The 22499-nt window shown below is 65.2% G+C and carries 21 protein-coding genes; 8 read left to right on the top strand and 13 right to left on the bottom strand.

Annotation, left to right across the window (positions count from 1 at the left end):
- Positions 1-139: 139 nt before the first annotated feature.
- The 3 genes from IVA92_RS15840 to cobS are packed head-to-tail and all read right to left on the bottom strand — an operon-like array spanning position 140 to position 4181.
- Positions 140-1237, bottom strand: coding sequence for an esterase-like activity of phytase family protein (locus IVA92_RS15840; protein WP_247276302.1), 1098 nt, complete (start codon positions 1235-1237; stop codon positions 140-142).
- The gene (cobT, locus tag IVA92_RS15835; protein WP_247276301.1) at positions 1234-3135 is read right to left on the bottom strand and encodes a cobaltochelatase subunit CobT; all 1902 of its coding nucleotides are present in this window, start codon (positions 3133-3135) and stop codon (positions 1234-1236) included. The genes IVA92_RS15840 and cobT overlap by 4 nt, the downstream gene beginning before the upstream one ends.
- Before the next feature lie 47 nt (positions 3136-3182).
- The gene (gene cobS / locus IVA92_RS15830; RefSeq protein ID WP_247276300.1) at positions 3183-4181 is read right to left on the bottom strand and encodes a cobaltochelatase subunit CobS; all 999 of its coding nucleotides are present in this window, start codon (positions 4179-4181) and stop codon (positions 3183-3185) included.
- A gap of 296 nt (positions 4182-4477) precedes the next feature.
- Here cobS and IVA92_RS15825 point away from each other — a divergent pair, with 296 nt between their 5' ends.
- Positions 4478-5137: a DedA family protein gene (locus IVA92_RS15825; protein ID WP_247276299.1), complete on the top strand. Its 660-nt coding sequence runs from the start codon at positions 4478-4480 to the stop codon at positions 5135-5137.
- Positions 5138-5317: 180 nt separating this feature from the next.
- Here IVA92_RS15825 and IVA92_RS15820 read toward each other — a convergent pair whose 3' ends face one another.
- Positions 5318-6547: a citrate synthase family protein gene (locus IVA92_RS15820; protein ID WP_247276298.1), complete on the bottom strand. Its 1230-nt coding sequence runs from the start codon at positions 6545-6547 to the stop codon at positions 5318-5320.
- 78 nt (positions 6548-6625) lie between these two features.
- Here IVA92_RS15820 and IVA92_RS15815 point away from each other — a divergent pair, with 78 nt between their 5' ends.
- Positions 6626-7729, top strand: a complete 1104-nt coding sequence (locus IVA92_RS15815; RefSeq protein WP_247276297.1) for a citrate synthase/methylcitrate synthase — start codon at positions 6626-6628, stop codon at positions 7727-7729.
- Between the two features lie 156 nt (positions 7730-7885).
- Complete coding sequence (locus IVA92_RS15810) at positions 7886-8929, top strand: sensor histidine kinase (RefSeq protein ID WP_247276296.1); 1044 nt, start codon at positions 7886-7888, stop codon at positions 8927-8929.
- A 102-nt stretch (positions 8930-9031) separates the two neighbouring features.
- Here the strand turns inward: IVA92_RS15810 and IVA92_RS15805 are convergent, their stop codons facing one another.
- A complete protein-coding gene (locus IVA92_RS15805; protein WP_247276295.1) occupies positions 9032-9667 on the bottom strand; it encodes a DnaJ domain-containing protein in 636 nt (211 codons plus the stop codon).
- 157 nt (positions 9668-9824) lie between these two features.
- Between IVA92_RS15805 and IVA92_RS15800 the strand changes: the two genes are divergently transcribed.
- A complete protein-coding gene (locus IVA92_RS15800) occupies positions 9825-10094 on the top strand; it encodes a BolA family protein (protein ID WP_247276440.1) in 270 nt (89 codons plus the stop codon).
- 37 nt (positions 10095-10131) lie between these two features.
- On the opposite strand, the gene IVA92_RS15795 is transcribed toward IVA92_RS15800, so the two are convergent.
- The 3 genes from IVA92_RS15795 to IVA92_RS15785 form a co-directional block, all read right to left on the bottom strand.
- Positions 10132-11484 (bottom strand): hemolysin family protein, encoded by a 1353-nt coding sequence (locus IVA92_RS15795; RefSeq protein ID WP_247276294.1) that lies wholly within the window; start codon positions 11482-11484, stop codon positions 10132-10134.
- A 67-nt stretch (positions 11485-11551) separates the two neighbouring features.
- Entirely contained in the window at positions 11552-12694 is a 1143-nt protein-coding gene (aroB, locus tag IVA92_RS15790) for a 3-dehydroquinate synthase (RefSeq protein ID WP_247276293.1), read from the bottom strand.
- Positions 12691-13302, bottom strand: a complete 612-nt coding sequence (locus tag IVA92_RS15785) for a shikimate kinase (protein ID WP_247276292.1) — start codon at positions 13300-13302, stop codon at positions 12691-12693. Before IVA92_RS15785 ends, aroB begins: the two co-directional genes overlap by 4 nt.
- 159 nt (positions 13303-13461) lie before the next feature.
- Between IVA92_RS15785 and IVA92_RS15780 the strand changes: the two genes are divergently transcribed.
- The 4 genes from IVA92_RS15780 (at position 13462) to IVA92_RS15765 (ending at position 17800) form a co-directional block, all read left to right on the top strand.
- Positions 13462-13608 (top strand): histidine kinase, encoded by a 147-nt coding sequence (locus IVA92_RS15780; protein WP_247276291.1) that lies wholly within the window; start codon positions 13462-13464, stop codon positions 13606-13608.
- A gap of 16 nt (positions 13609-13624) precedes the next feature.
- Positions 13625-14581 (top strand): site-specific tyrosine recombinase XerD, encoded by a 957-nt coding sequence (xerD, locus tag IVA92_RS15775; RefSeq protein WP_247276290.1) that lies wholly within the window; start codon positions 13625-13627, stop codon positions 14579-14581.
- A gap of 314 nt (positions 14582-14895) precedes the next feature.
- A complete protein-coding gene (locus IVA92_RS15770; protein WP_247276289.1) occupies positions 14896-15858 on the top strand; it encodes an acetyl-CoA carboxylase carboxyltransferase subunit alpha in 963 nt (320 codons plus the stop codon).
- A 433-nt stretch (positions 15859-16291) separates the two neighbouring features.
- Positions 16292-17800, top strand: coding sequence for a murein L,D-transpeptidase family protein (locus tag IVA92_RS15765; protein WP_247276288.1), 1509 nt, complete (start codon positions 16292-16294; stop codon positions 17798-17800).
- Between the two features lie 87 nt (positions 17801-17887).
- On the opposite strand, the gene IVA92_RS15760 is transcribed toward IVA92_RS15765, so the two are convergent.
- From IVA92_RS15760 to IVA92_RS15740, 5 genes are read right to left on the bottom strand one after another with little or no spacing between them, the layout of a single operon-like run.
- Entirely contained in the window at positions 17888-18583 is a 696-nt protein-coding gene (locus tag IVA92_RS15760; RefSeq protein WP_247276287.1) for an ABC transporter ATP-binding protein, read from the bottom strand.
- A complete protein-coding gene (locus IVA92_RS15755) occupies positions 18576-19310 on the bottom strand; it encodes an ABC transporter ATP-binding protein (protein WP_247276286.1) in 735 nt (244 codons plus the stop codon). The genes IVA92_RS15760 and IVA92_RS15755 overlap by 8 nt, the downstream gene beginning before the upstream one ends.
- Complete coding sequence (locus IVA92_RS15750) at positions 19297-20382, bottom strand: branched-chain amino acid ABC transporter permease (RefSeq protein ID WP_247276285.1); 1086 nt, start codon at positions 20380-20382, stop codon at positions 19297-19299. The genes IVA92_RS15755 and IVA92_RS15750 overlap by 14 nt, the downstream gene beginning before the upstream one ends.
- Positions 20383-20399: 17 nt before the next feature.
- Entirely contained in the window at positions 20400-21617 is a 1218-nt protein-coding gene (locus IVA92_RS15745) for a substrate-binding protein (protein WP_247276284.1), read from the bottom strand.
- A 4-nt stretch (positions 21618-21621) separates the two neighbouring features.
- On the bottom strand, positions 21622-22479 hold the full coding sequence (locus IVA92_RS15740) for a branched-chain amino acid ABC transporter permease (RefSeq protein ID WP_247276283.1): 858 nt from the start codon (positions 22477-22479) through the stop codon (positions 21622-21624).
- Positions 22480-22499: the final 20 nt, after the last annotated feature.

Raw genomic sequence — 22499 nt, 5'->3', positions numbered from 1 at the left:
GGGCAATGGCAGGAGTGTAGTGAGCGACGTGCGGATTGCTAGGCGCGCGGGGGAATGGCCGATAGTGGCGCCACGCATTGCGCTGTTGGCTTGGCGCGAGCCCGCCTCCGCATCGGCAATGACGGGGAGAGACCGCCGGCTATTCCACAAGCGTAAACTGCAGCAGCAGGGTCCGCTGGAGCATCGAGAAATTGTCGTCGGAGATCAGGGTCAGCACGGTCTCGCCCCCGGCCGTGACGTGGGCGTCGATGCCTTCCATGTTGTCGATCTCGTGGCCGAGATCGGCGGCGAACAGCGTGAGGCCGTCGACCAGCGCACCCGGCGCGATTGCCTTGAGCGGGATCGCGCGGATGCGGATATTGACGCCGGTGAACCAGGAGAATTTGCGCTCGAGGATGAGGAGATCGCCAGAGGGCAGCAGCACGGCGTCGCTGATGTCGAAGTTTTCGGAGCGCCGCACGCTGAACTGGCCCGGGGCCGGGCCGCCGATCAGGAAGGCTGTGAGGTTGCCGTCGGCATCGAGCCCGCGCTCGGAGAAGGCGATCAGCGTGCCGGCGAGCGGCTGGCTCTGGCCTTGCCCTTTCGGCACGATGACCATCGCCTCCAGCCCCTTGTTGGAGGGCAGCTTGCGCAACGCCGGCGGCACGGCAATCACCTCGCCGCGGGCGCGGGTGCCGCCCTTGGCGAAATCGTAGCGCAGAATCTGGTTGACGCGCTCGAGCCCGACATAGACGAGGTTGCCGTCGCGCGCGAGCGCCTCGGTGTCGTACCAGAGCCGCTTGTCCGTGATCGGCCGCCCGTCCGCACCGAGCAGCGGCGCGGCCTCGACGTCTGCGAGCCCAACCATCTCGCGGCCGGAATAGCGGATGGCACCGGTGAACCAGCCGCCCTGGTCGGAGATCGCGAGGAAGCGTTCACCTTTGTTGTCGAGGAAGCGGAGGCCGGACAGGCCGCCAAATCCGCGATAGGGCGAGGTCAGCACCAGGCCGCTGCGAAAATCCAGCGAGCCGAAGCGCGTGCGCGCGCGGTCGCGCGGCTCGAAATTGGGGATGGTGCGCGCATTGACCTCCACGCTGACGGGCGCGGCGACGGCGTGCTCGAGGTGGAGCGCGCGCGGCGGCGGCTCGATCGCAGGGTGCAATTGCGCCTGCGCTCGCGCCAATCGCGGCATCGTCAGAATGGAAAATCCCGCCGCCGCGTGGCCGAGAAAGCTGCGGCGGGACGAAGCTGCGCTCACGAATGCAGTTTGCGGCGCTGCCGGCTGGCCGGCTGGCTCGGCGCGGTGTTGGTCTCGCTGAAGAGTTCGGCGAGCTTCTCGGTGATGGCGCCGCCGAGCTCCTCGGCGTCCACGATCGTCACCGCGCGGCGGTAATAGCGCGTCACGTCATGGCCGATCCCGATCGCGATCAGCTCGACCGGCGAGCGGGTCTCGATCTCCTCGATGATGTGGCGCAGGTGCCGCTCGAGATAGTTGCCGGGATTGACCGACAGCGTGGAATCGTCGACCGGCGCGCCGTCCGAGATCATCATCAGAATCTTGCGCTGCTCGGCCCTCGCCAAGAGGCGCTTGTGCGCCCAGTCCAGCGCCTCGCCGTCGATGTTCTCCTTGAGGAGCCCCTCGCGCATCATCAGGCCGAGATTTTTCCGCGCACGACGCCAGGGGGCGTCGGCGGATTTGTAGATGATGTGGCGGAGATCGTTGAGGCGGCCGGGATTGGCCGGCTTGCCAGCGGCAAGCCAGGCCTCGCGCGATTGCCCGCCCTTCCAGGCGCGCGTGGTGAAGCCTAAAATCTCGACCTTGACGCCGCAACGCTCCAGCGTGCGGGCGAGGATGTCGGCGCAGGTGGCGGCGACCGTGATCGGACGTCCGCGCATCGAGCCGGAATTGTCCAGCAGCAGCGTCACCACGGTATCGCGGAACGTCGCCTCCTTCTCGTGCATGAAGGACAGCGGGTGATAGGGATCGGTCACGACGCGCGACAGCCGCGCGGGATCGAGGATGCCCTCTTCGAGATCGAACTCCCAGGCGCGGTTCTGCTGCGCCATCAAGCGGCGCTGCAGGCGGTTTGCGAGGCGGGCAACGATGCCTTGCAGGTGCGCGAGCTGCTTGTCGAGATAGGCGCGCAGCCGCTCCAGCTCGTCATGGTCGCAGAGGTCTTCGGCGGCGATGACCTCGTCGAATTTCGGCGCAAACGCATGGTATTCCGGCCCGCGCGGCTCGTTGGCCCCGCGCGAATTCGGCCGCGTCGCCTCGCCCGGCGTCTCGTCGTCGCCGAGTTCGCCGTCGTCGAAGGTGTCCGAAGTCGAGGCCTGCGCGCTTTCCATCGCGCTCTCGCTCATCTCCTCCGACGTCGCCTCGGCCTGGTCGGCGCTCATCTCCTGCGCGGCGTCGGAATCGGGCGAGCCTTCGGCGCCGGACTGGTCGTTGTCGCCGTCCTGGTTCTCGTCGTTCTCGTCATTGTCCTCGGTGTCGGCGTTACGCTCGTCGCCGAGCTCGAGCGCCGACAAAAGATCGTGCACGGCATCGCCGAACCGGGTCTGGTCCTCGAGCACGCCGTCGAGCCGGTCGAGCCGCTTGCCGATCTTGTCTTCGAGAATGGGACGCCAGAGGTCGACCATCTTCCTGGCGGCCGCCGGCGGCGCCATGCCGGTCAGGCGCTCGCGCACCAGCATCGCCAGCGCGTCGGCCAGCGGCGCATCGGCGCGGTCGGTGATCTCGTCGAACTTGCCGCGATGGAAGTGATCGTCGAGCATCGCGGTGAGGTTTTTCGCAACGCCCGCCATGCGGCGCGCGCCGATCGCCTCGACCCGCGCCTGCTCCACCGCCTCGAACACGCCGCGCGCCTGCGGATTGCCGGGCATCAGCTTGCGATGCACTTTCGGATCGTGACAGGCGAGCTTGAGCGCGATGGAATCGGCGTGGCCGCGCACGACCGCGGCGTCCCGCTTGGTCATCTTGCGCGCAGGCTCGGGCAGCCGCGCCTTGCCGGGCGCAAGGCCCGGGCGCTCAGCGGCGAAGGAGACGTCGAGCTCGGGCGTCTTCGCGATCGCCTTGAGACAGGAGGCGACCGAGCGCTTGAACGGCTCGGTCGGGGCTTCCTTGCTGCTGCGGAATTTGGAGTTGGAGGTGGTCATCTCACCCTATCCGTCGTCCCGAAAGGCCGGGACGACATCTCAAACCTTTAGCTCAGCGCCACGTTCACCGCCGATTCCGGCAGCTCCGCGTTGAAGCAGCGCTGGTAGAACTCGGCGACCAGCGGGCGCTCGAGCTCGTCACATTTGTTGAGGAAGGTGACGCGGAAGGCAAAGCCGATGTCGCCGAAGATGTCGGAGTTTTCCGCCCAGGTGATCACCGTGCGCGGGCTCATCACCGTCGACAGATCGCCGTTGGCGAAGGCGTTGCGGGTGAGGTCGGCGAGGCGCACCATCTTGTTGACGATGTCGCGGCCCTCCTGGGAGCGATAGTGCTTGGCCTTGGCCAGCACGATCTCCACTTCCTCGTCGTGGCTGAGATAGTTCAGCGTGGTGACGATCGACCAGCGGTCCATCTGGCCCTGGTTGATCTGCTGGGTGCCGTGATAGAGACCGGAGGTATCGCCGAGGCCGACGGTGTTCGCCGTGGCGAACAGCCGGAACGCCGGATGCGGCTTGATCACCTTGTTCTGGTCGAGCAGGGTCAGGCGCCCCGAGACCTCCAGCACGCGCTGGATCACGAACATCACGTCCGGGCGGCCGGCGTCGTATTCGTCGAACACCAGCGCGACGTTGTTCTGCAGTGCCCAGGGCAAAATGCCGTCGCGGAATTCGGTGACCTGCTTGCCGTCGCGGACCACGATGGAGTCCTTGCCGACCAGGTCGATACGGCTGATGTGGCTATCGAGGTTGACGCGCACGCAGGGCCAGTTCAGCCGCGCGGCGACCTGCTCGATATGGGTGGATTTGCCAGTACCGTGATAGCCGGTCACCATGACGCGGCGGTTGCGGGCAAAGCCCGCGAGAATGGCAAGCGTGGTGGCGCGGTCGAAGCGGTAGTCGGAATCGACTTCGGGCACGTGAGGATCGACTTCGGAATAGGCCGGGACTTCGAGATCGCTGTCGATTCCGAACACCTGGCGCACCGACACCTTCATGTCGGGCAGACCGGAAACTTCCTCAACTTTGGACAGAGCGGCGGTCGTCATCAATCCTCCGAGGTCCCGGGCGGTCCCGAAACCGGTTATTTGCACGTTGGCTGCGGCTGGGTGCTGAAAATCAACCTATCAGAGACAACGAGCGGGCAGAAGCCCGCCCCCTAATCAAAGTTCCAGTGTCTTTTCATTTAGATAGGCAAGGAACGCAGTTTTTGGAGGGCTGCCTTGCGAATCACGCTCGAATTTCGGGCGGTTGACCCCTCTGCCTGCGCGGATGGCCCTGTTGCCGCATGCACTTACCCATGTAGGGTCTGACTTCCAGTGCTCCAGCCCACCATAGAGACGACGTGACATCCTTCCTCGATCCCCTCATCGCCTTCGTCTCGGCCCATGCGTGGCTGGCTTATCTGACCCTGTTTCTCGCGGCGCTGCTCGAAGCGGTGCCGGTGGTGGGGTCGGTAATCCCCGGCTCGACCATCATCCTGGCACTGAGCGCGCTGGTTCCGGGCGGCGAACTGAAGCTGCCATGGGTGTTGCTGGCGGCCGCACTCGGGGCAGTGCTCGGCGACGGATCGGCCTATTGGATCGGGCACCGGCGACAGCGCGAGATCCTCAACACCTGGCCGCTGACCAGCTACCCGCGCGTGGTCGAGCAGAGCGAGAATTTCTTCCATCGCTTCGGCACCTGGGCGGTGTTCTTCGCCCGTTTCGTGCCCCCGATCCGCGCCTTCGTGCCTGTTACCGCGGGTGCGCTCGGCATGGCGCCGGCGAAATTCTACGCGGTGAACATCCCGGCGATCCTGGCCTGGGCGCCCGCGCATGTGCTGCCCGGCGTGCTGGCGGTCTCAGCGCTCCACGAATATGCCGGGCTGCATCATCACGGCCATATCGGCAAGCACATCTGGATGCTGACGGTGGTAGGGGTGGCGATCGTGCTTGGCGTGGGAGTGTTGATCCATCGCCGGCGCAACGGCGGTAGCATCGCGGCGGCCAAGCCGCGGGCGTAGATCTTACCCTCCCCTGGAGGGGGAGGGTCGGCTCACATGGAGCGCAGCGAAATGTGAGACGGGGTGGGGTGAAGGTCTCTCTACGTCGAACACTGCCCGCGTGGAGAGATCACCCCACCCCGCTCGCGCTACGCGCGATCGACCCTCCCCCTCCAGGGGAGGGTGAAGGCGCGCTCCTGGTCAGGTCTTCGACTCCAAAACCCCCGCCCGCCGTCCCGGTGCCGGTCCGACATACCTGGCCCTTGGCCTGATCAGCTTGCCGAATTGCAATTGCTCGCTGGAATGGGCGATCCAGCCGACGCTGCGGGCCATGGCGAACAGAGCGAGCTCGCTGCCGGCAGGCAGGCGCAGGGCGTGCACGAGCACGGCGAGTGCATAGTCGATGTTGACGAACTCGCCGGTCGCTTCCGCGATCCGCTCCGGCACCTCGCGGGTGAACTTCCGCGGTGCGCCTGCGCGCGACAAGGCATTCAGCAGTGATTGCGCGCGAGGATCGCCGCGCTTGTAGACGCCATGGCCGAAGCCGGCAAAGCGCTCGCCGAGCGCGACGCGTTCGCGCACCATCGGCTCGACGTCGCGATCGATCAGCGTCTTCACGAGCTGCGAGGCCAGCACGCCGGCGCCGCCGTGCTTGGGCCCCTTGAGCGCGGCGAGGCCGGCGATCACCGAGTCGTAGAGATTGAGGCCGGTCGACGCGGCACAGCGCGCGGTGAAGGTCGAGGCGTTCAGTTCATGGTCGGCAAGCAGCACGAGCGCGCGGCGGATCAGATCGCTCGCGTGCTTGTTGTCCGCGGCCCATGCCTTCGCAACCTGCTGATGCAGCGGCTCGGCCGACGGCTCGGCATTGAGCATGGTCGCGACCAGCAGGCGGACGATGCGCGCGCCGACCATGGCACGGCCATCGGGCGCGCGGGTGAAAGCGCGGGGATCGGCGCTCGCAGCCAGCGCGAGCACCGCAATGGCGCGGTCGATCGGCGCGGCCCGACGCGCGGCTTGCCCGATCATGCGCATCTCCTCGGAGAGAAGCGGCTGATTGTCCTGATCGAACGGATCGACGCCAGAGACGTCCCACAGCAGCGTCGCCGTATGCTCGAGCGCATCGTTCTCGGCGAGATCGACGCAATTCACCCCGCGGTAGATCGCGCCCTCCTCGGTGATGGTCGAGATCTCCGTGTCCATCACCGGCAAATCGGCGTCGAAGCTGCGCAGGCCCCTGGGCTCCGGCGACGGCACCCGGCGCTCCTTGAGCGCGCGGACGTCCTCGGCTCGGTAGCGGTTTTTTCGCGAATCCTGCGTCGGCTCGGAGCGGATCAGACCGCGGCTGACATAGGCATAGAGCGTGGCCGGCGAGATCGCGAGCTCGGCGGCGGCTTCCCGGGCGGAGAGGTAGAGCTCGTTGGAATTTTTCATATTGATTTATGTAATCAAGATTGATCAATCTGTCGACAGGCCTGACCCTTCCCCCTGCGTCAAACAGGAGATTGGGCCATGAACATCCACCTCACCAAAAGCCAGATCGGACTGGACGGCGTTCCCGCCGCTGAGACCGTGCTGAGCCATGTCGACGGCGAGCGCGGCGAGCTGATCATCGCCGGCGAGCATGTCGGCAGCCTCGCCGCCAGATCGAGTTTTGAGGGCGTCACCGCCCGGCTCTGGAACGGCGCCAACAAGACCAGCTTAAGCGAGGCCAATGTGCGGGCGAGCCTGGGCACCGCGCGGGAGCGCGCCTTCGCTCGATTGCCGGACCTGTTGCCGGCAACCCGCGGCATGGGCATCGTCGACGGGTTTCGTGCGGCCGTCGCGGGCCTTCGCGCCGAATACGGCCTGGAGCATGAAGCAACTATCGTCGGCGCGTTTCCGGTGATTGCGGGCGCGCTGGTCCGCCGTGCCGGGGGGCTCGAGCCGGTCGCGCCCGATCGCAGCATGAGCCACGCCGCCGACACGCTGCGCATGCTGCACGGGCAGGCGCCTGCAACGCGCGAGGTCACCGCGCTCGATGCGTATCTCGTCACCGTCTGCGACCACGGCATGAATGCCTCGACCTTCACGACCCGCGTGGTGGCCTCGACGCAAGCCGATCTGTTCGCCGCCGTGACCGCGGGCTATTGCGCGCTCACCGGTCCCTTGCATGGCGGCGCGCCGGAGCCCGTGCTGGAAATGCTCGACGCGATCGGCTCGCGCGAACGCATCCAGAGCTGGGTCGACGCGGCGCTGGCACGCGGCGAGCGGATGATGGGCTTTGGTCACCGCGTCTATCGCGTCCGCGACCCGCGTGCCGACGTGCTGAAGACCGCGATCGAGGCCCTGGCTTCCAATGGCGCCGACCTGCCCTTTGCCGGCGAGGTCGAGGCCTATATCCGCAGCGCGCTGCGCAAGAAGAATCCGGACCGGCCGCTGGAGACCAATGTCGAGTTCTTCACCGCCATCCTGCTCGATGCACTCGCAATTCCGAGGCAGGCCTTCACGCCGATCTTCGCACTGGCGCGCGCGGCAGGATGGACCGCGCATGCGCGCGAGCAGCAGCGCACGGGACGGCTGATCCGGCCGAGCTCGTCCTATGTGGGGGCCATGCCGAAGGCTTCAGGCGACTAAAGACTAAGGGAAAGGCGACAGCGGAGCTCCCACTCCGCTGTCGTGCGGGCGAAGTCCTGATCTGTGCAGGTTGAGGAGATCTGCACGTCCCGGGCGAGCACCGTGGAACGTATACGCGGCCGGCGAATTAGCTGATCTGGCCCGTAGAGGAACGCGATGCTGGACTTGCTTGGACATTCGGACGAGGCCAGGATCGGCGAGATCGCGAGGCAAGCAGCGAACAGGAGCGCTGCCGGTGGGGATTCCGAGAGGCGCTTCCGGGACTTGCTCCAGGCGCTGCCCGCCGCGATCTACACCACCGACGCAGAGGGCCGCATCACCTTCTTCAATCAAGCCTGCATCGAGTTCGCCGGACGCACGCCAAACATCGGCGAGATGTGGTGCGTGACATGGAAGCTCTATCTGCCCGACGGCACGCCGCTCCCCCACGATGAGTGCCCAATGGCCGTCGCGCTCAAGCAGAACCGGCCGGTGCGCGACGTCGAGGCTGTGGCCGAACGGCCGGACGGCTCAAGGATTTGCTTCATGCCGTATCCGACGCCGCTGCGCGACGAAGGCGGCCGACTGGTCGGCGCGGTGAACATGCTGGTCGACATCACGGCTCGCAAGCAGGCCGAGCAGCGGATGATGCTCCTGGCTTACGAGGTCGATCATCGTTCGAACAATCTGCTCGCGGTGACCCAGGCGATGCTGCGGCTGACCAAGGCCGAGACCGCTGCAGAATTCCAGGCCGCGTTTCAAGGCCGTCTCAGCGCGCTTGCCAATGTGCAGAGGCTGTTCTCGGAATCGCGCTGGACCGGTGCGAGTCTGAAGACCATCGTCGAAGAGGAACTCCGGCCGTACGCAGGCGCAGACGGCGAACGTATCAGCATCGCTGGAGACGACCTCCGGCTGCCGGCGACGCTCGCCCAATCGATCGCGGTCGCCGTGCACGAGCTTGCGACCAACGCCGCTAAATACGGGGCGCTGTCGACGCCTTCAGGCAGGCTGGAGATCCGCTGGGAGACCAATGGTGCAGACCCTCTCGTGCTGCACTGGTCAGAGCGCGACGGTCCCCCGGTCAACGAACCGCCGACGCGCAAGGGCTTTGGCATCGGCGCGGTCGATGGCATCATCCGGACCTTGCGCGGAAGGATCACCCGGCAGTGGAAGCCGGAAGGGCTGGTGTGCCAGATGGCGTTCCCGGACGTCACTAAGTAAGCGCGACCAGATCCGGATGCATCGTCATCGCGCTTTGTCATCGCGCTTTGGACTGTCGCCAAAGCAAATCCTCTGAAGGCCGATGCACGCTTCCCGAATGCGCTAGGCCTCGCGGACCACCGTCTTCAGGTAATTATACGCCTTGATGATCTCGATCAAACGGTCTTCCGTGGAGCGGTCGCCGCCGTTGGCGTCGGGATGATGCTGCTTCACCAGCGCCTTGTACTTGCTCTTGACGTCGGCGAGGGTGGACTCGGGTCCGAGGCCCATGACCTGGAGCGCCTTGCGCTCGGCGTTCATGATCTTGCGCGTCTCGGCCTTGGGCGGGGCTTGCGGGCCGCCGCGCCAGTTGGCGCGGCCGTTGAGCTCCTGGAACATACTGAACGGATCGAAGGCGCTGTCGATCTCCGCCTCCGCGCCTTTCTTGACGCCGCCATTGGCGCCCATCTTCCAGGTCGGGCGGTGACCGGTCAGCGCATCCTTCTGGTAGCGCGCGACCGCGTCGGCATTCATGCCGGAGAAGAAATTGTAATTCTGGTTGTACTCGCGCACGTGGTTCAGGCAGAAGTGCCAGTACTCACGCTGATTGTCGCGACCCTTGGGCGCACGATGCGCGCCCTTGTTCTGACACCCGGTCCATTCGCAATTGACCACGGTGTCGCGCGGCTTCACTTCCGGCTGCTTGCCCCGCGGCTTGACCCGGATGGAGTCGAAGAACTTTGATGAATCGATCGGCATGGCTGACTTTGACTACGCAATGCAAAAACCTTCAAGTCTTGACATTGCAATTAGCTTGAAACCCGTAGCCGAAGTTTCACTTCGGCGTTTTTCAGAACGGCCGCCAGAGGCGGCCTATGGTGTTGACGGAGCGCGATCGCGTCCCTTAATGGCTCACATGGCTATCAGAGACGTTATCAGCAACAAGTTGCAGGAAGCTTTCACGCCGGAAAGCCTGCAAGTCGTCGACGAGTCACATTTGCATGAGGGCCACGCCGGCCATCGACCGAGCGGCGAGTCGCACTTCCGTGTGTATATCGTATCTGCCGCCTTCAAAGGGAAGAGCCGGGTCGATCGCCACCGCATGATAAATTCGGCGTTGGCCGCGGAACTCGCCGGCGGCGTGCACGCGCTCGCGATCCACGCGCAGGCGCCGGGGGAAGGGTGATTTGCTTACCCTCCCCGGGAGGGGAGGGTAAGCGAGATCAAAACGACGTCCCGGCCCTTCGCGGCTTGGCTTCCTCCAGCTCGGCCTCCCGCGGCACCGGTGAAAGACGGAGCGCGGTGATGCGGTTGCGTTCGCGGCGGAGGACGCGGAAGCGGAAGCCGTGGAAGGTGAAGCTCTGGCCGCGGTCGGGGATCGAACGCGCCTCGTGGATGACGAGGCCCGCGACCGTGGTTGCCTCTTCGTCGGGGAGGTGCCAGTCAAGGGCGCGGTTGAGATCGCGGATCGGCACCGAGCCGTCGACCACGACAGAGCCGTCGGGCTGGCGGCGCACGCCGGCGACCACGACGTCATGCTCGTCGGCGATGTCGCCGACGATCTCCTCCAGAATGTCTTCCAGCGTCACGAGCCCTTCGACTTCGCCGTATTCGTCGACGACCAGCGCGAAATGGGTCTTGCGGCGGCGGAACGCCTTGAGCTGCTGGGATATCGGCCGCATTTCCGGCACGAACCAGGGCGGCAGCATGATGGTGGTGACATCGATGCGCGAGGTATCGCCCTCCGACGCGCGGATTGCGCGCAACAGATCCTTGGCGTGCAGAATGCCGATGATGTTCTCCGACTTGTCGCGCCACAGCGGAATGCGGGTGTATTCGGTGGCCAGCACCTCCCGCACCAGCTCCTCCGGCGGGAGATCGGCATTGATCATCACCATCGCGGTGCGGTGAACCATCACGTCGGACACGGTCAGCTCGCCGAGGCGGAAGACATTATGAATGTACTCGGCCTCGCCGCTCTCGATCTTGCCGTGTACGGCCGATTCCTCAACCAGGCCCTCGATCTCGGAATCCGTCAGGATCTCGTGCTGCGAAAACTCCTGAACGCCGATCAGACGCAAGATCGCACCCGAAGCCGTGTTGAGACACCAGCTCAGCGGGTAGAACACCAGGTAGGAGACATGAAGCGGATACGCAATCCACTGCGACACCGGCACCGGCTCCCTGATCGCAAGCGTCTTCGGCACCTGTTCGCCGATGATGATGTGCAGCGAGGAGAAAACCAGAAAACCCGCCACGAACGAGGTGAAGTGCAGCGTCGCCTCCGACAAGCCGAGCGGATGGAGGATCGGGCTCAGCAGCGCAGAAACGGTCGGCTCACCAATCCAGCCAAGACCAAGGGAGGCCATGGTAATGCCGAGCTGGCAGCAGGCGAGATAGGATTCGATATTCCCCATCATCGTCTGCAACAGGCGTGCGCCGAAGCGGTTCTGCTCGACCATTGCCTTGACGCGAAACCCACGGCTCTTCACGAGGGCAAATTCGGCCGCCACGTAAAATGCGTTGGCAGCGAGCAGGAGGACAGCAAGCAGCAGATTGATGGAAATCGAACTCATGTTTGCCTCGCGATCGCCTCGGCGTTCCGCGCCGTTTCGCGGGCGGCAGATCCAATCGATCCCGCCATCACTGCGCTAATTTCGACTGCAGGAAATCGCGCACCAGCGTCGGCTCGACGTCCTTCGCAATCACGGCGCGGCCGACCGCCTCCAGCAGAATGAAGGTGAGCTTGCCGCGCTTGACTTTCTTGTCCTGCGCCATCAGCGCCATCAGCGCGTCGGCATCGGCAAGGCCCTCCTGCGCAAAACCCGCGATGTCCTGCAAGCGCGTTGGCAGGCCGGCTTCGGCCAGATGCCGCTCGACGCGCGCCGCGTCCAGCTCGCCGATCATGCCGAGCCGGACCGAGAACTGCGCCGCCAGCGTCATGCCGATCGCGACGCCCTCGCCGTGGAACAGGCGGTCCGAGAAGCCGGTCGCCGCTTCCAGCGCATGCCCGAAGGTATGGCCGAGATTGAGCAGCGCGCGTTCGCCGGTCTCGCGCTCGTCGCGCGCGACGATTGCGGCCTTGGCGCGGCACGACGTCGCGATCGCATGCTCGCGCGCCGAGCCGCCCCTGAAGATATCGGCATGGTTCTTCTCCAGCCAGGTAAAGAAGGCCTCGTCGCCGAGCACGCCATATTTGGCGACCTCGGCATAGCCGGCGCGGAATTGCCGCGGCGACAGCGTGTCGAGCACGGCGGTGTCGGCGATGACAAGGATCGGCTGGTGGAAGGCGCCGAGCAGATTCTTGCCCTGCGGCGAGTTGATGCCGGTCTTGCCGCCGACGCTGGAATCGACCTGCGCCAAGAGCGAGGTCGGCACCTGCACGAAATCGACGCCGCGGCGCAGGATCGCCGCGGCAAAGCCGGCGAGATCGCCCACCACGCCGCCGCCGAGCGCGATGACGAGATCGTTGCGCTCGATTTTTGCGGCGATCAGGGCCTCGCTGACCTTTTGCAGGCCCGCATAGGTTTTGGAGATCTCGCCTTCCTCGACCACGATGCGCGAGGTCGGAATGCCGGCTGCGGCAAGCGACGCCTCGGCGGGCTCGAGCCAGTGCTTTGCGACGGTGCGGTCGGTCACAACGGCGGTACGCACGCCGGGGCGCAAGCGCGCGACGCGCTCGCCGAGCGAGGCCAGCACGCCGCGGCCGATGACGATGTCGTAGGCGCGGTCGCCGAGCGCGACATCGACATTGACAGGATCGGAATGCTTCAAAGGCGCAGTCATCGTACGGCACTCGCAAGGTCGGCAGGTGGCACGCCGCAGAGATGGGCGTGCAGGGTCTCGATGCATTCCTCGACGATCTTATCGTGCGGCACATCGCGCGAGGCGATGGTGAGGTCGGCATGGCGATAGACCGGTTCGCGTTCGGTGAGCAGGCGCGTCACGGTTCCTTCGGGATCGGCGGTCTGGAGCAGCGGGCGATCGGCACGGCGCCGCACGCGGCGCATGATGACGTCGTGGTCGGCCTTGAGCCAGATCGAGACCGCTTTCGCGGCGATGCGCGCGCGCGTCTCTTCGCGCATGAACGCGCCGCCGCCGGTCGCGAGCACGATCGGTCCGCCGTCCAGCAGCCGCGCGATCACGCGGGCCTCGCCGTCGCGGAAATGCGGCTCGCCGTGGCGCTCGAAGATTTCCGGTATGGTCATGCCGGCCGCCGCCTCGATCTCGGTGTCGGCATCGACGAAGGGCAACTTGAGCCGGGCCGCCATGCGGCGGCCGATGGTGGATTTGCCCACCCCCATCATGCCGACGAGCACGATCGAGCGCGCCCCGAGCGCCGACAGGATGTCGGCCTCAGGCGAACCGGGTATCGGCAGCGCGGCGTCGGACATGGATCTCGCTCGATCTGCCGCCAAAGGCGGCATGCTTTCGCCACCTATACGACCCCGCAGGGGGCCTCGCCAGAGGACTCTTGCCACGAAACGGCGAACATGTTGGATGATTTCATTGGTTAATTTGCCCGCCAAGACCGCTATCGAGACCCTTTGCCGATGCCCAGCCTGTTCCGCTTCCTGACGGTCCTCGCCGTGATCGCCGGCATCGTCTATGGCGCGGTCTTCGCGCTGGCAAACTTCGTCAGTCCGAAGCCGCGGGAAATGACGGTGACGATCCCGCCTGACAAGTTTCTCAAGAAATAGCAGCTAGGCTTTGGGCATGCGCACCAAGCCCTCCGACACCCAGCTCACCGGCCTGTTCCTCGACATGCTCGCGGCGGAACAGGGCGCCGGGCCCAACACGCTCGACGCCTACCGCCGCGACCTCACCGATCTCTCGGAATTTCTGGACCGCGTCGGCCACACTTTTGTAGATGCGGAGACGCAAACGCTGCGCGACTATCTCGCCGATCTTGATGCCCGCGGCTTCAAATCCACCAGCGTCGCGCGGCGGCTGTCGGCGATGCGGCATCTGTTCCGCTTTCTCCTCAACGAGCGCATCCGTACCGAGGATCCCGCAGCGATCCTGTCGGGGCCGAAGCGCGGCCGCGGCCTGCCGAAAGTGCTGTCGATTGCGGATGTCGACCGCATGCTCCGCCGCGCCAAGGAATTGAGCGAGGCGGCGGATGCCTCGCCCTCGAAACGGCTGCGCAGCTTGCGGCTCTATTGCCTGCTCGAGGTGCTCTACGCCACGGGCCTGCGCGTCTCCGAGCTGGTGGCACTGCCGCGCTCGGCGGCCAAGCGCGATGCGCGCATGATCGTGGTGCGCGGCAAGGGTAACAAGGAGCGCCTGGTGCCCCTCAACGAGGCCTCGCGGCAGGCGATGGCAGATTATCTCGCGGCGACGGAAGCTGCAAAGGGCGACAAGAAGAACAGCGTGGCTGCTTCGAAATGGCTGTTTCCCTCATTCGGCGAGAGCGGACATCTGACCCGCCAGCATTTCGCGCGCGACTTGAAGGAACTCGCGGTCGCCTCCGGGCTTCAGGCCCGTCTGGTCTCCCCGCACGTGCTACGCCACGCCTTCGCCAGTCACCTCCTCCACAACGGGGCCGATTTGCGCATCGTGCAGACCCTGCTCGGCCACACCGACATCTCGACGACCCAGATCTACACCCATGTGGTCGAGGAGCGGCTGAAGAGCCTGGTGCGCGACCTGCATCCGCTGGCGGAGAAGTAATCTCGCGTGCCCCGGGGCGCGGCGCAGCGTGAAACGGTGCGCCGCTGAGCCGGGCCCACGCCTCTTGCCGGGTCCCGGCTCAGCGCAGCGGCGCTACGGCGCGCTGCAGCGCGTCCCGGACACGAGAGTCCAACCCCGGCGATGGCGAAACCGCCTTGACTTCGGCCACATCTCCGCAGAAAGAGCCGGGGCTTCACGATTGATTTGGCTTGCGGCTCACGAGCACACAAGCCAAGCCATTGAAGAAGCTGCAGTTCTTTTCGCGACCGCAACCTCGCTTCGCTTCTCCAGCCCCGTCCGCCTATATTGAGTTGATGCCAGACCAGATGCGCAGCTATCTCGACTTCGAAAAGCCCGTCGCCGAGCTCGACTCCAAGGTCGACGAGTTGCGCACGCTCGCAGCTTCCGGCACCGACATCGCCGAGGAGATCGGGCGGATCGAGGACAAGGCTTCGCAAGCGCTGGCCGACCTCTATGCGAACCTGACGCCGTGGCAGAAGACGCTGGTGGCGCGGCACCCGCAGCGGCCGCATTTCAACGACTTCATCAAGGGCCTGATCACCGAGTTCACGCCGCTGGCCGGCGACCGCAAATTCGGCGAGGACGAGGCGCTGGTCGCCGGCTTCGGCCGCTTCCGCGGCGAGCCGATCTGCGTGATGGGCCAGGAAAAAGGCGATTCCACCGAGAGCCGCATCCGGCACAATTTCGGCATGGCGCGGCCCGAAGGCTATCGCAAATGCGTGCGGCTGATGGAGATGGCCGAGCGGTTCGGTCTGCCGGTGCTGTCGCTCGCCGATTCCGCCGGCGCCTATCCCGGCATCGGCGCCGAAGAGCGGGGACAAGCCGAGGCGATCGCGCGCTCGACGGATGCCTGCCTGGCGCTGACCGTGCCGAACGTCGCCATCATCACCGGCGAGGGCATGTCGGGCGGCGCCATCGCCATCACCACCGCCAACAAGGTGTTGATGCTGGAGCACGCGATCTACAGTGTGATCTCGCCGGAAGCCGCCTCCTCGATCCTGTGGCGCGACGGCACCAAGGCGCAGGAAGCCGCCAACAACATGAAGATCACCGCCCAGGACATGCTCCGCTTCGGCGTGATCGACAGCATTTTGAAGGAGCCGGTCGGCGGCGCCCACCGCGATCCCGCCGCCATGATCGCCACCACCGGCGATGCCATCGCCAAGGCTTTCGACGAGCTCCGGGGCCTCGACGGCGACGCCATCCGCAAGCAGCGGCGGCAGAAATTCCTCGATATCGGCCGGAAACTGGGCTGATTCGGCCCGAACAAGCGCACCGCTGAAGGAGCGCTGCGCTGCATCGGGGCGCGAGACCCCTTGGTGGCCCGCTGGTAACCCCGCGTTAACCCTTTTTTTGCCCAAATCGGCGATCTCTGTTCCAATCCGGCCGAAAGGCCCAAGTAAGGCCCAAAGTCGCGTCCATTTAGTCTTCGTTGACCATGCCACTGGGCCAACGGGCTCGTGATCCCCGCTCGGGTTGCGACCACATGACCCAGAGGTTAGAATTTTAATCAATGGCTTCAGGGCATAAGCGCTGGGGCGTGGTCTGAAAAGCCCGTCACGACGGGTCTGGTTCGCCGGTCAGATCATGCTCCAAACGATTGGGGTCGCGCTTTCTGCCCGGCACGGTGTGGGGTCCATCTTGATTTCTCGTTCGCTTGCTCGGGCGCTCTTGGCTTCGGTTGCGCTGATGACGGCCGGCGTTCTGCTGACCGGCTGCGACACCGACCAGGTCTCGCTCGCGACCAACGCCAAGGCCAACCAGCCGGTGCCGCCAAAGCTGCTCGCCGCGATGACCGAGAAGGACATGGATCTGCAATCGCCGATCCTGGTCCGCCTGTTCAAGCAGGAGGCCGAGCTCGAAGTCTGGAAGCAGACCCGAAGCGGCCAGTTCGCGCTGCTCAAGACCTATCCGATCTGCCGCTGGTCGGGCGATCTCGGCCCCAAGGTGCGCGAAGGCGACCGCCAGGCGCCGGAAGGATTCTACTCGATCAATCCGAGCCAGATGAATCCGCAATCGGCCTATTACCTGTCCTTCAATACCGGTTACCCGAACGCGTTCGACAAGGCGCTCGGGCGCACCGGCTCGCAGCTGATGGTGCATGGCGATTGTTCTTCGCGCGGCTGTTACGCCATGACCGACGAGCAGATCGCCGAGATCTATTCGCTAGGGCGCGAATCCTTTTTCGGCGGCCAGAAGGCGTTCCAGCTCCAGGCCTATCCCTTCAAGATGACGCCGGTGAACATGGCCAAGCACCGGAACAATCCGAACATGCCGTTCTGGAAGATGATCAAGGAGGGCTATGATCATTTCGAGGTGACGCGGCAGGAGCCGAAGGTCGATTTCTGCGAGAAGAAGTACGTATTCGATGCAGCCAAGCCGGCGGACGCCAAGCGCGACCCGGTGTTCGACGCCTCGGCAAAATGCCCGGCCTATGTGATCCCCGAAGACATCGCTCGCGCCGTGCGTGAGAAGCAGGCGAAGGACGAGGCCGAATACGCAAAGCTCGTCGCCAAGGGTACGCCGGTGGCACGGATGAACACCGGCATTGACGGCGGCATGAACAAGATTTTCGCGGCGAAGATTCCGGAAGGCTCGACCGGCCTGTCGGAGGGCGCCGAAGGCACCACGCTCCAGATGCTGGCCATGGCCAAGGCGCCCGGCACGATTCCGGGCCACGTCAACCCGCCCAAGCCGAACCTCGATGCGGCCGCGTCCGCGCCTGCGCCGCAGGACGAGCCGCTCACAGCTAGCAGCGCGCCCGCGACCAGCACCCGCGTCGCCTCGGCCGCTCCGAGCGAGAAATCACAAGAAAAGTCACAAGGCGGCTTCTTCTCCAACCTCGGCCGCAAGATGGGCCTGGGTACCGCCGACACCACGGCGACCACGCCTGCGCCGCAAGCCACGGCGTCCGTGGCGCCGACCACGACGACCCCGCCCACGGCCGCGTCGAGGCTGAAGGCCGCAGTGACCCGCTTCGTGCCGGGGCATGACAAGTCCAAGGATGCGGCGAAGGAAGCGCCGAAGGCAATCGTAGCCGCCAAGCCGGCCAAGCAGCCCGATACCCGCCTCGCCGCAACCCGCCCGGCGTTGAAGCCGTCAGTGTCGGATGGGGCGGCTGACAGCGGACAGATGGCCGGCGCCGCGCCGGTGGTGCAGTCGAGCTCGTTCGACAGCCGCTTTGGGGCGGTGAAGTAGGGCGGCGCTTCGCGCAATCCAAGGTCCATCCCAGACCAATGCTGTCATTCGCCGCGAAGGGTGAGAGCGCCACGCTCCGGCGAGAGCCTACGGAGCCAGATACCGCATCAGCTCCGGATTGCCCCTCACCTCCGCCGCCTCGCCTTGCAGCGCGACCCTGCCGCGATCCAGCACGTAAGCGTAGTCGGCGACGCGCAGCGCCAAGTCGAGGTGCTGCTCGACGATAATGACGGCGATTGTCTTCGCGAGTTCGATCAGGCGCTCGGTGATCTCCTCGATCACGCCGATCCAGACGCCCTCGGTCGGCTCGTCGAGCAGCAACAGCTTGGGATCGCCCAGCATGGCACGGCCGATCGCAAGCATCTTGCGTTCACCGCCAGAGAGCGTGCCGGCGGGCTGGTCGAGGCGCTGGCCAAGTTTCGGGAAGATGGTCAGCACGCGGTCGACCGCACTGGCGTCCTTGTTCGCGAGCGAGCCGACGGCGAGATTGTCCCGCACCGACAGGCGCGCGAACACCGAATGCTCCTGCGGGACATAGCCGATGCCGGCGCGCACGCGCTCCTGGGTGGCGCGGCGGCTGATGTCGCGGCCGTCGAAGGCGACCTCGCCCTTCCAGGCCGGCAGCTCGCCGACGATGGTCTTCATCAGCGTGGTCTTGCCAGCGCCGTTGCGGCCGAGCACGGCGACGCCGCCGCGCCAGGGGATGCCGAGGCTGACGCCGAACAGCACCTGGCTGCGGCCATAGCCAGCATCGAGATGCTTGATGTCCAAAAATTCAGGCACGGCGCAGATAAATCTCCTGGACGGCTTTGTTGGCCTGGATCTCGGACACCGTGCCTGATGCCAGCACCCTGCCCTGGTCGAGCACGGTGAGGCGATCGCAGATGTCGCGGATGAAATCGAGGTCGTGCTCGACGATGACGAGCGAGCAATGCTGCTTGATCGGCTCGAGCAGTTCGCCGGTGACGCGGCGCTCCTCGAGGCTCATGCCGCCGGTTGGCTCGTCCAGCAGCAGGAGTTTTGGCTTGCCCGCCAGCGCCATCGCGATCTCCAGCCATTGCTGCTGGCCATGCGACAGCGCGGCGGCCGCATCGAAGGCGCGGTTCGCCAGACGAAACTGCGTCAGCATGGTCATGACCTGGTCGTGCAGCAGCCTGCGCGTGCGCGAGAATACGAGATCGAACAACGAAGACTGCGCCTGCAGCGCAAGCAGGATGTTGTCGTACAGGGTCAGCGACGGCAGCACGGACGTGATCTGGAATTTCAGGCTCATGCCGGCGCGGGCGCGCTCGGTCGGCGTGAGAGCGGTGATGTCAGTGTTGACGAAGCTCACCTTGCCCTGCGTCGGCACTTCGGCCCCGGCGACGCACTTCATCAGCGTGCTCTTGCCGGAGCCGTTCGGTCCTATCAGCCCGTGAAACTCGTTTTCGCCGACGCTGAGCGCCGCGCCATCGAGCGCGGTGAGCTTGCCAAAGACTTTGCTGATGCCGGAGGCTTCAAGGAGCGGCATTGCGCTTCTCCTTGGGTTTGGCACCGAAGCTGCCGACGCGTTCACGCTCGCCGAGGACAAAGCTGATCAAGCCGAGCGGCCGGAACAGGATCACGAGCAGCAGCAACAAGCCCAGAATGATTGGCCAGATGTCGCGGTAATTGTCCGACAGCCAGAAGCTGACGCCTTCGACGATGACGGCGCCGATGACGGCGCCGATCAGCGTGCCGGAGCCGCCGAACAGCACGTAGAGCACCACCTGGGTCGAGACCACGACACCGACCATGTTGGGCCAGACGAAGCCTTCATGGAAGGCATAGAGGCTGCCGGCCAGCCCGGCGATGGCGCCGCCGATGGTGAAGACGATGGCTTTGAGATGCTGCGCCTTGTAGCCGAAGAAGGCGATGCGTTGCTCGTTCTCGCGCAGGCCTGCCAGCGCAAGGCCAAACTGCGAGCGCACCAGGAAGCGGCAGAGCAGGTAGACCACGACGAGGATGCCGAGCACGAGATAATAGAAGGCCGGCCCTTCCGAGAGTTCGTATGAACCAAGCGACATTGGCGCGATCGAGGGGATGCCGTTCTGACCGCCGAGATAGTACCAGCCGCGCGCCAGGCGGTCGGCCGCGTAGGAGCCCGTCAGCGTGCCCAGCGACACGAAGATCACGCTGGAGGGATGCCGCCCCAGCAACAGAAAGCCGCCGAGCAGCAGCGCGAAGGTCAGGCCGATCAGCGTGCCCGCCGGCAGCACCAGAAACATGTTGGTGATATCGAGGTCGCGCGCGAGCAGCGCGACGCCATAGCCGGCCGATCCGAAGAACAGGGCCTGACCGAAGCTCATGATCCCGGCATAACCCCAGACGAGGTCGAACGACAGCGCGAACAGCGCGAGGATGATCACGCGCGTCGCGAACACGGTGAGGTAGTCCTGGAGCACCAGCGGCGCGAGCAGTGCCGCGACCAGCACGACGCCCTCCACGATCGGCAGGACTTTTCGTCCTGCCCCGGTTTGTTTCCTGGCCCGTCCCGCTGCCACGCGTTCAGCCATCGCGTCGTCCGCTTCGTCGCCGGCGATGGCCTCTCTTACCCCGCTCATCGGCTTCCCATTCCGCCTCAGCATTCCTTGGGATCGACAAGCCCGTCGCTACGAGCAACGATCTCATAATTGCCGCTCTTGGCCACCGCGGTATACATCTTCATCTTGCAGTGCCGCTTGCCCGGCACCATCTCGGCAGGTCCGCCGGGGCCTTCAGCGATCTTGGCATGGTCGAGCGCGCCGGCGACGGACTCGCGGTCGACCTTGCCGGCCTCCTTGACCGCTGCTTCCCACAGCTTCAGGCCGCGATAGGTGCCGGTGGCGGCGCTGCCGGCGGCGAACAGGAAGTTGCCCGGGAAATCCTTCTCGTAGGCCGCCTGGATCTTTGCGTCGAAGGGGCTCTCCTTGGTCAACACCTTGAAATAGTCGAGGCAGCTTGCGAGCCCCTCGATCTCGGCGGCCTGATTGATGTTAAGCGTGTTCTCATCATAGTAGACGCAGGCCAGGCGCCCGCCGTTTTTGAGGAATCCGGCTTCATAGAGCTGCTTGAAGAACGGCCCGACGCCAGGCGGAATGACAGTGTTGAAGACGACGTCGACCTTGTTGGAGATGATGCGGTTGACGGTCGCGGAGAAATCGACCTGGTCGAGCGGATAGTATTCCTCGAACACGACCTCGCCGCCGTTCGCCTCGATCACCTTGCGTGCATAGACGTTGAGCGTGTGCGGCCAGACATAATTGGCGCTCGGCAGCGCGAACTTCTTGCCGCCGTTCTTGATCAGCCAGGGGATGAACTCGTCACATTGCTGCGCCGGCGTCGGCCCGGTGCAGAACAGGTAGGGCGTGCATTCCTTGCCTTCATAGAGCTGCGGATAGATGTAGAGCGTCTTGCCGCGTGCCACGATCGGATCCTTGATCGCGTTGCGCATCGAGGAGGTGATGCCGCCCAAGACCATGTCGACCTTGTCGCGCTGGATCAGCTTGCGGACGTTGCCGACGGCGACGGATTCGTTGGAAGCGGTGTCCTCGATATAGAGCTCGAGCGGCCGGCCGAGCAGGCCGCCGGCGGCATTGATCTCCTTGATCACCATCTTGGCGACATTGGCATCGGCATTGCCGGCATAGGCGATCGGGCCCGTGAGGTCGGTGGCGATGCCGACCTTGATCGGGGCTTCGGCCGCATTGGCCCAGGGAGCCGGAATCACCCAGCTGCCGACGCCGGTTGCGACCGCACCGGAGGCAAAAGCAAAATTGGAGAGAAAGCGGCGCCGTGAGAGCTGAGTGCGATCGAACATGTGACTAAACCCCTTTTCCTGCGATGAGGCCCTGCGGACGGAATTTGATGAAGACAATGGCGAGCACGAAGACCAGCACGTCGGCGACGACGGGCGCCATCACCCACGGCAGCGCCGCGCTGAGCGTGCCGATGACGCCCGCGCCTGCGACCGGTCCGATGAAGGAGCCGACGCCGCCGACCATGACCGCGACAAAACCCTGGATCAGAAAGCGCAGGCCGAGATCGGCAAACAGGCTGAACACCGGCACGATCAGCGCACCGGCAAGGCCGGCAAGCGCTGCGCCGAACGCAAACGTGGCGCCGTAGATCAGCGGCGTGGAAATGCCCGACGCGCGTGCCAGCGACGGATTCTCCAGCGTGGCCCGCACGCGCAGGCCAAAGCTCGTGCGCGACAGCAGCAGATAGCAACCGCCCATCACCAGGAGCGTGATCACGATGATGGTGAAACGCCAGGCCGAGATGTGCATGGCGCCAATGTCGAGCGAGCCGCCGATCGGCTCCGGCACGGTGAGGTAGAAGCCGCCGATCAGTCCGCGCACGGATTCCCGGATGATGAGACCGAGCGCATAGGTGCCGAGCATGGCGACGATGGGCGCGGCATAGAAGCGGCGGATGATCAGCGCCTCCAGCACGAAGCCGAGCGCGCCGACCACGAAAGGCGCCGCAGCCATGCCGGCCCAGATCGGCAGCCCCTTGGCGTAGGCGAGATAGGTGATGTAAGCCCCGAGCAGGACGAACTCGCCTTGCGCGAAGTTGAAGATGCCCATCATGCTGGCGATGATCCCGAGCCCCAGCACGATAAGGACGATGATCGCGCCAAAGCTCAGGATCTCGAACGCCGCGACGAACGCGTTAGCCATGCGTTGCGTTTCCGTTCGCC

The organism is Bradyrhizobium sp. 154, from assembly GCF_023073875.1.
Classification (GTDB): Bacteria; Pseudomonadota; Alphaproteobacteria; order Rhizobiales; family Xanthobacteraceae; genus Bradyrhizobium.
This window is presented reverse-complemented; position numbering and strand designations above follow the sequence as displayed.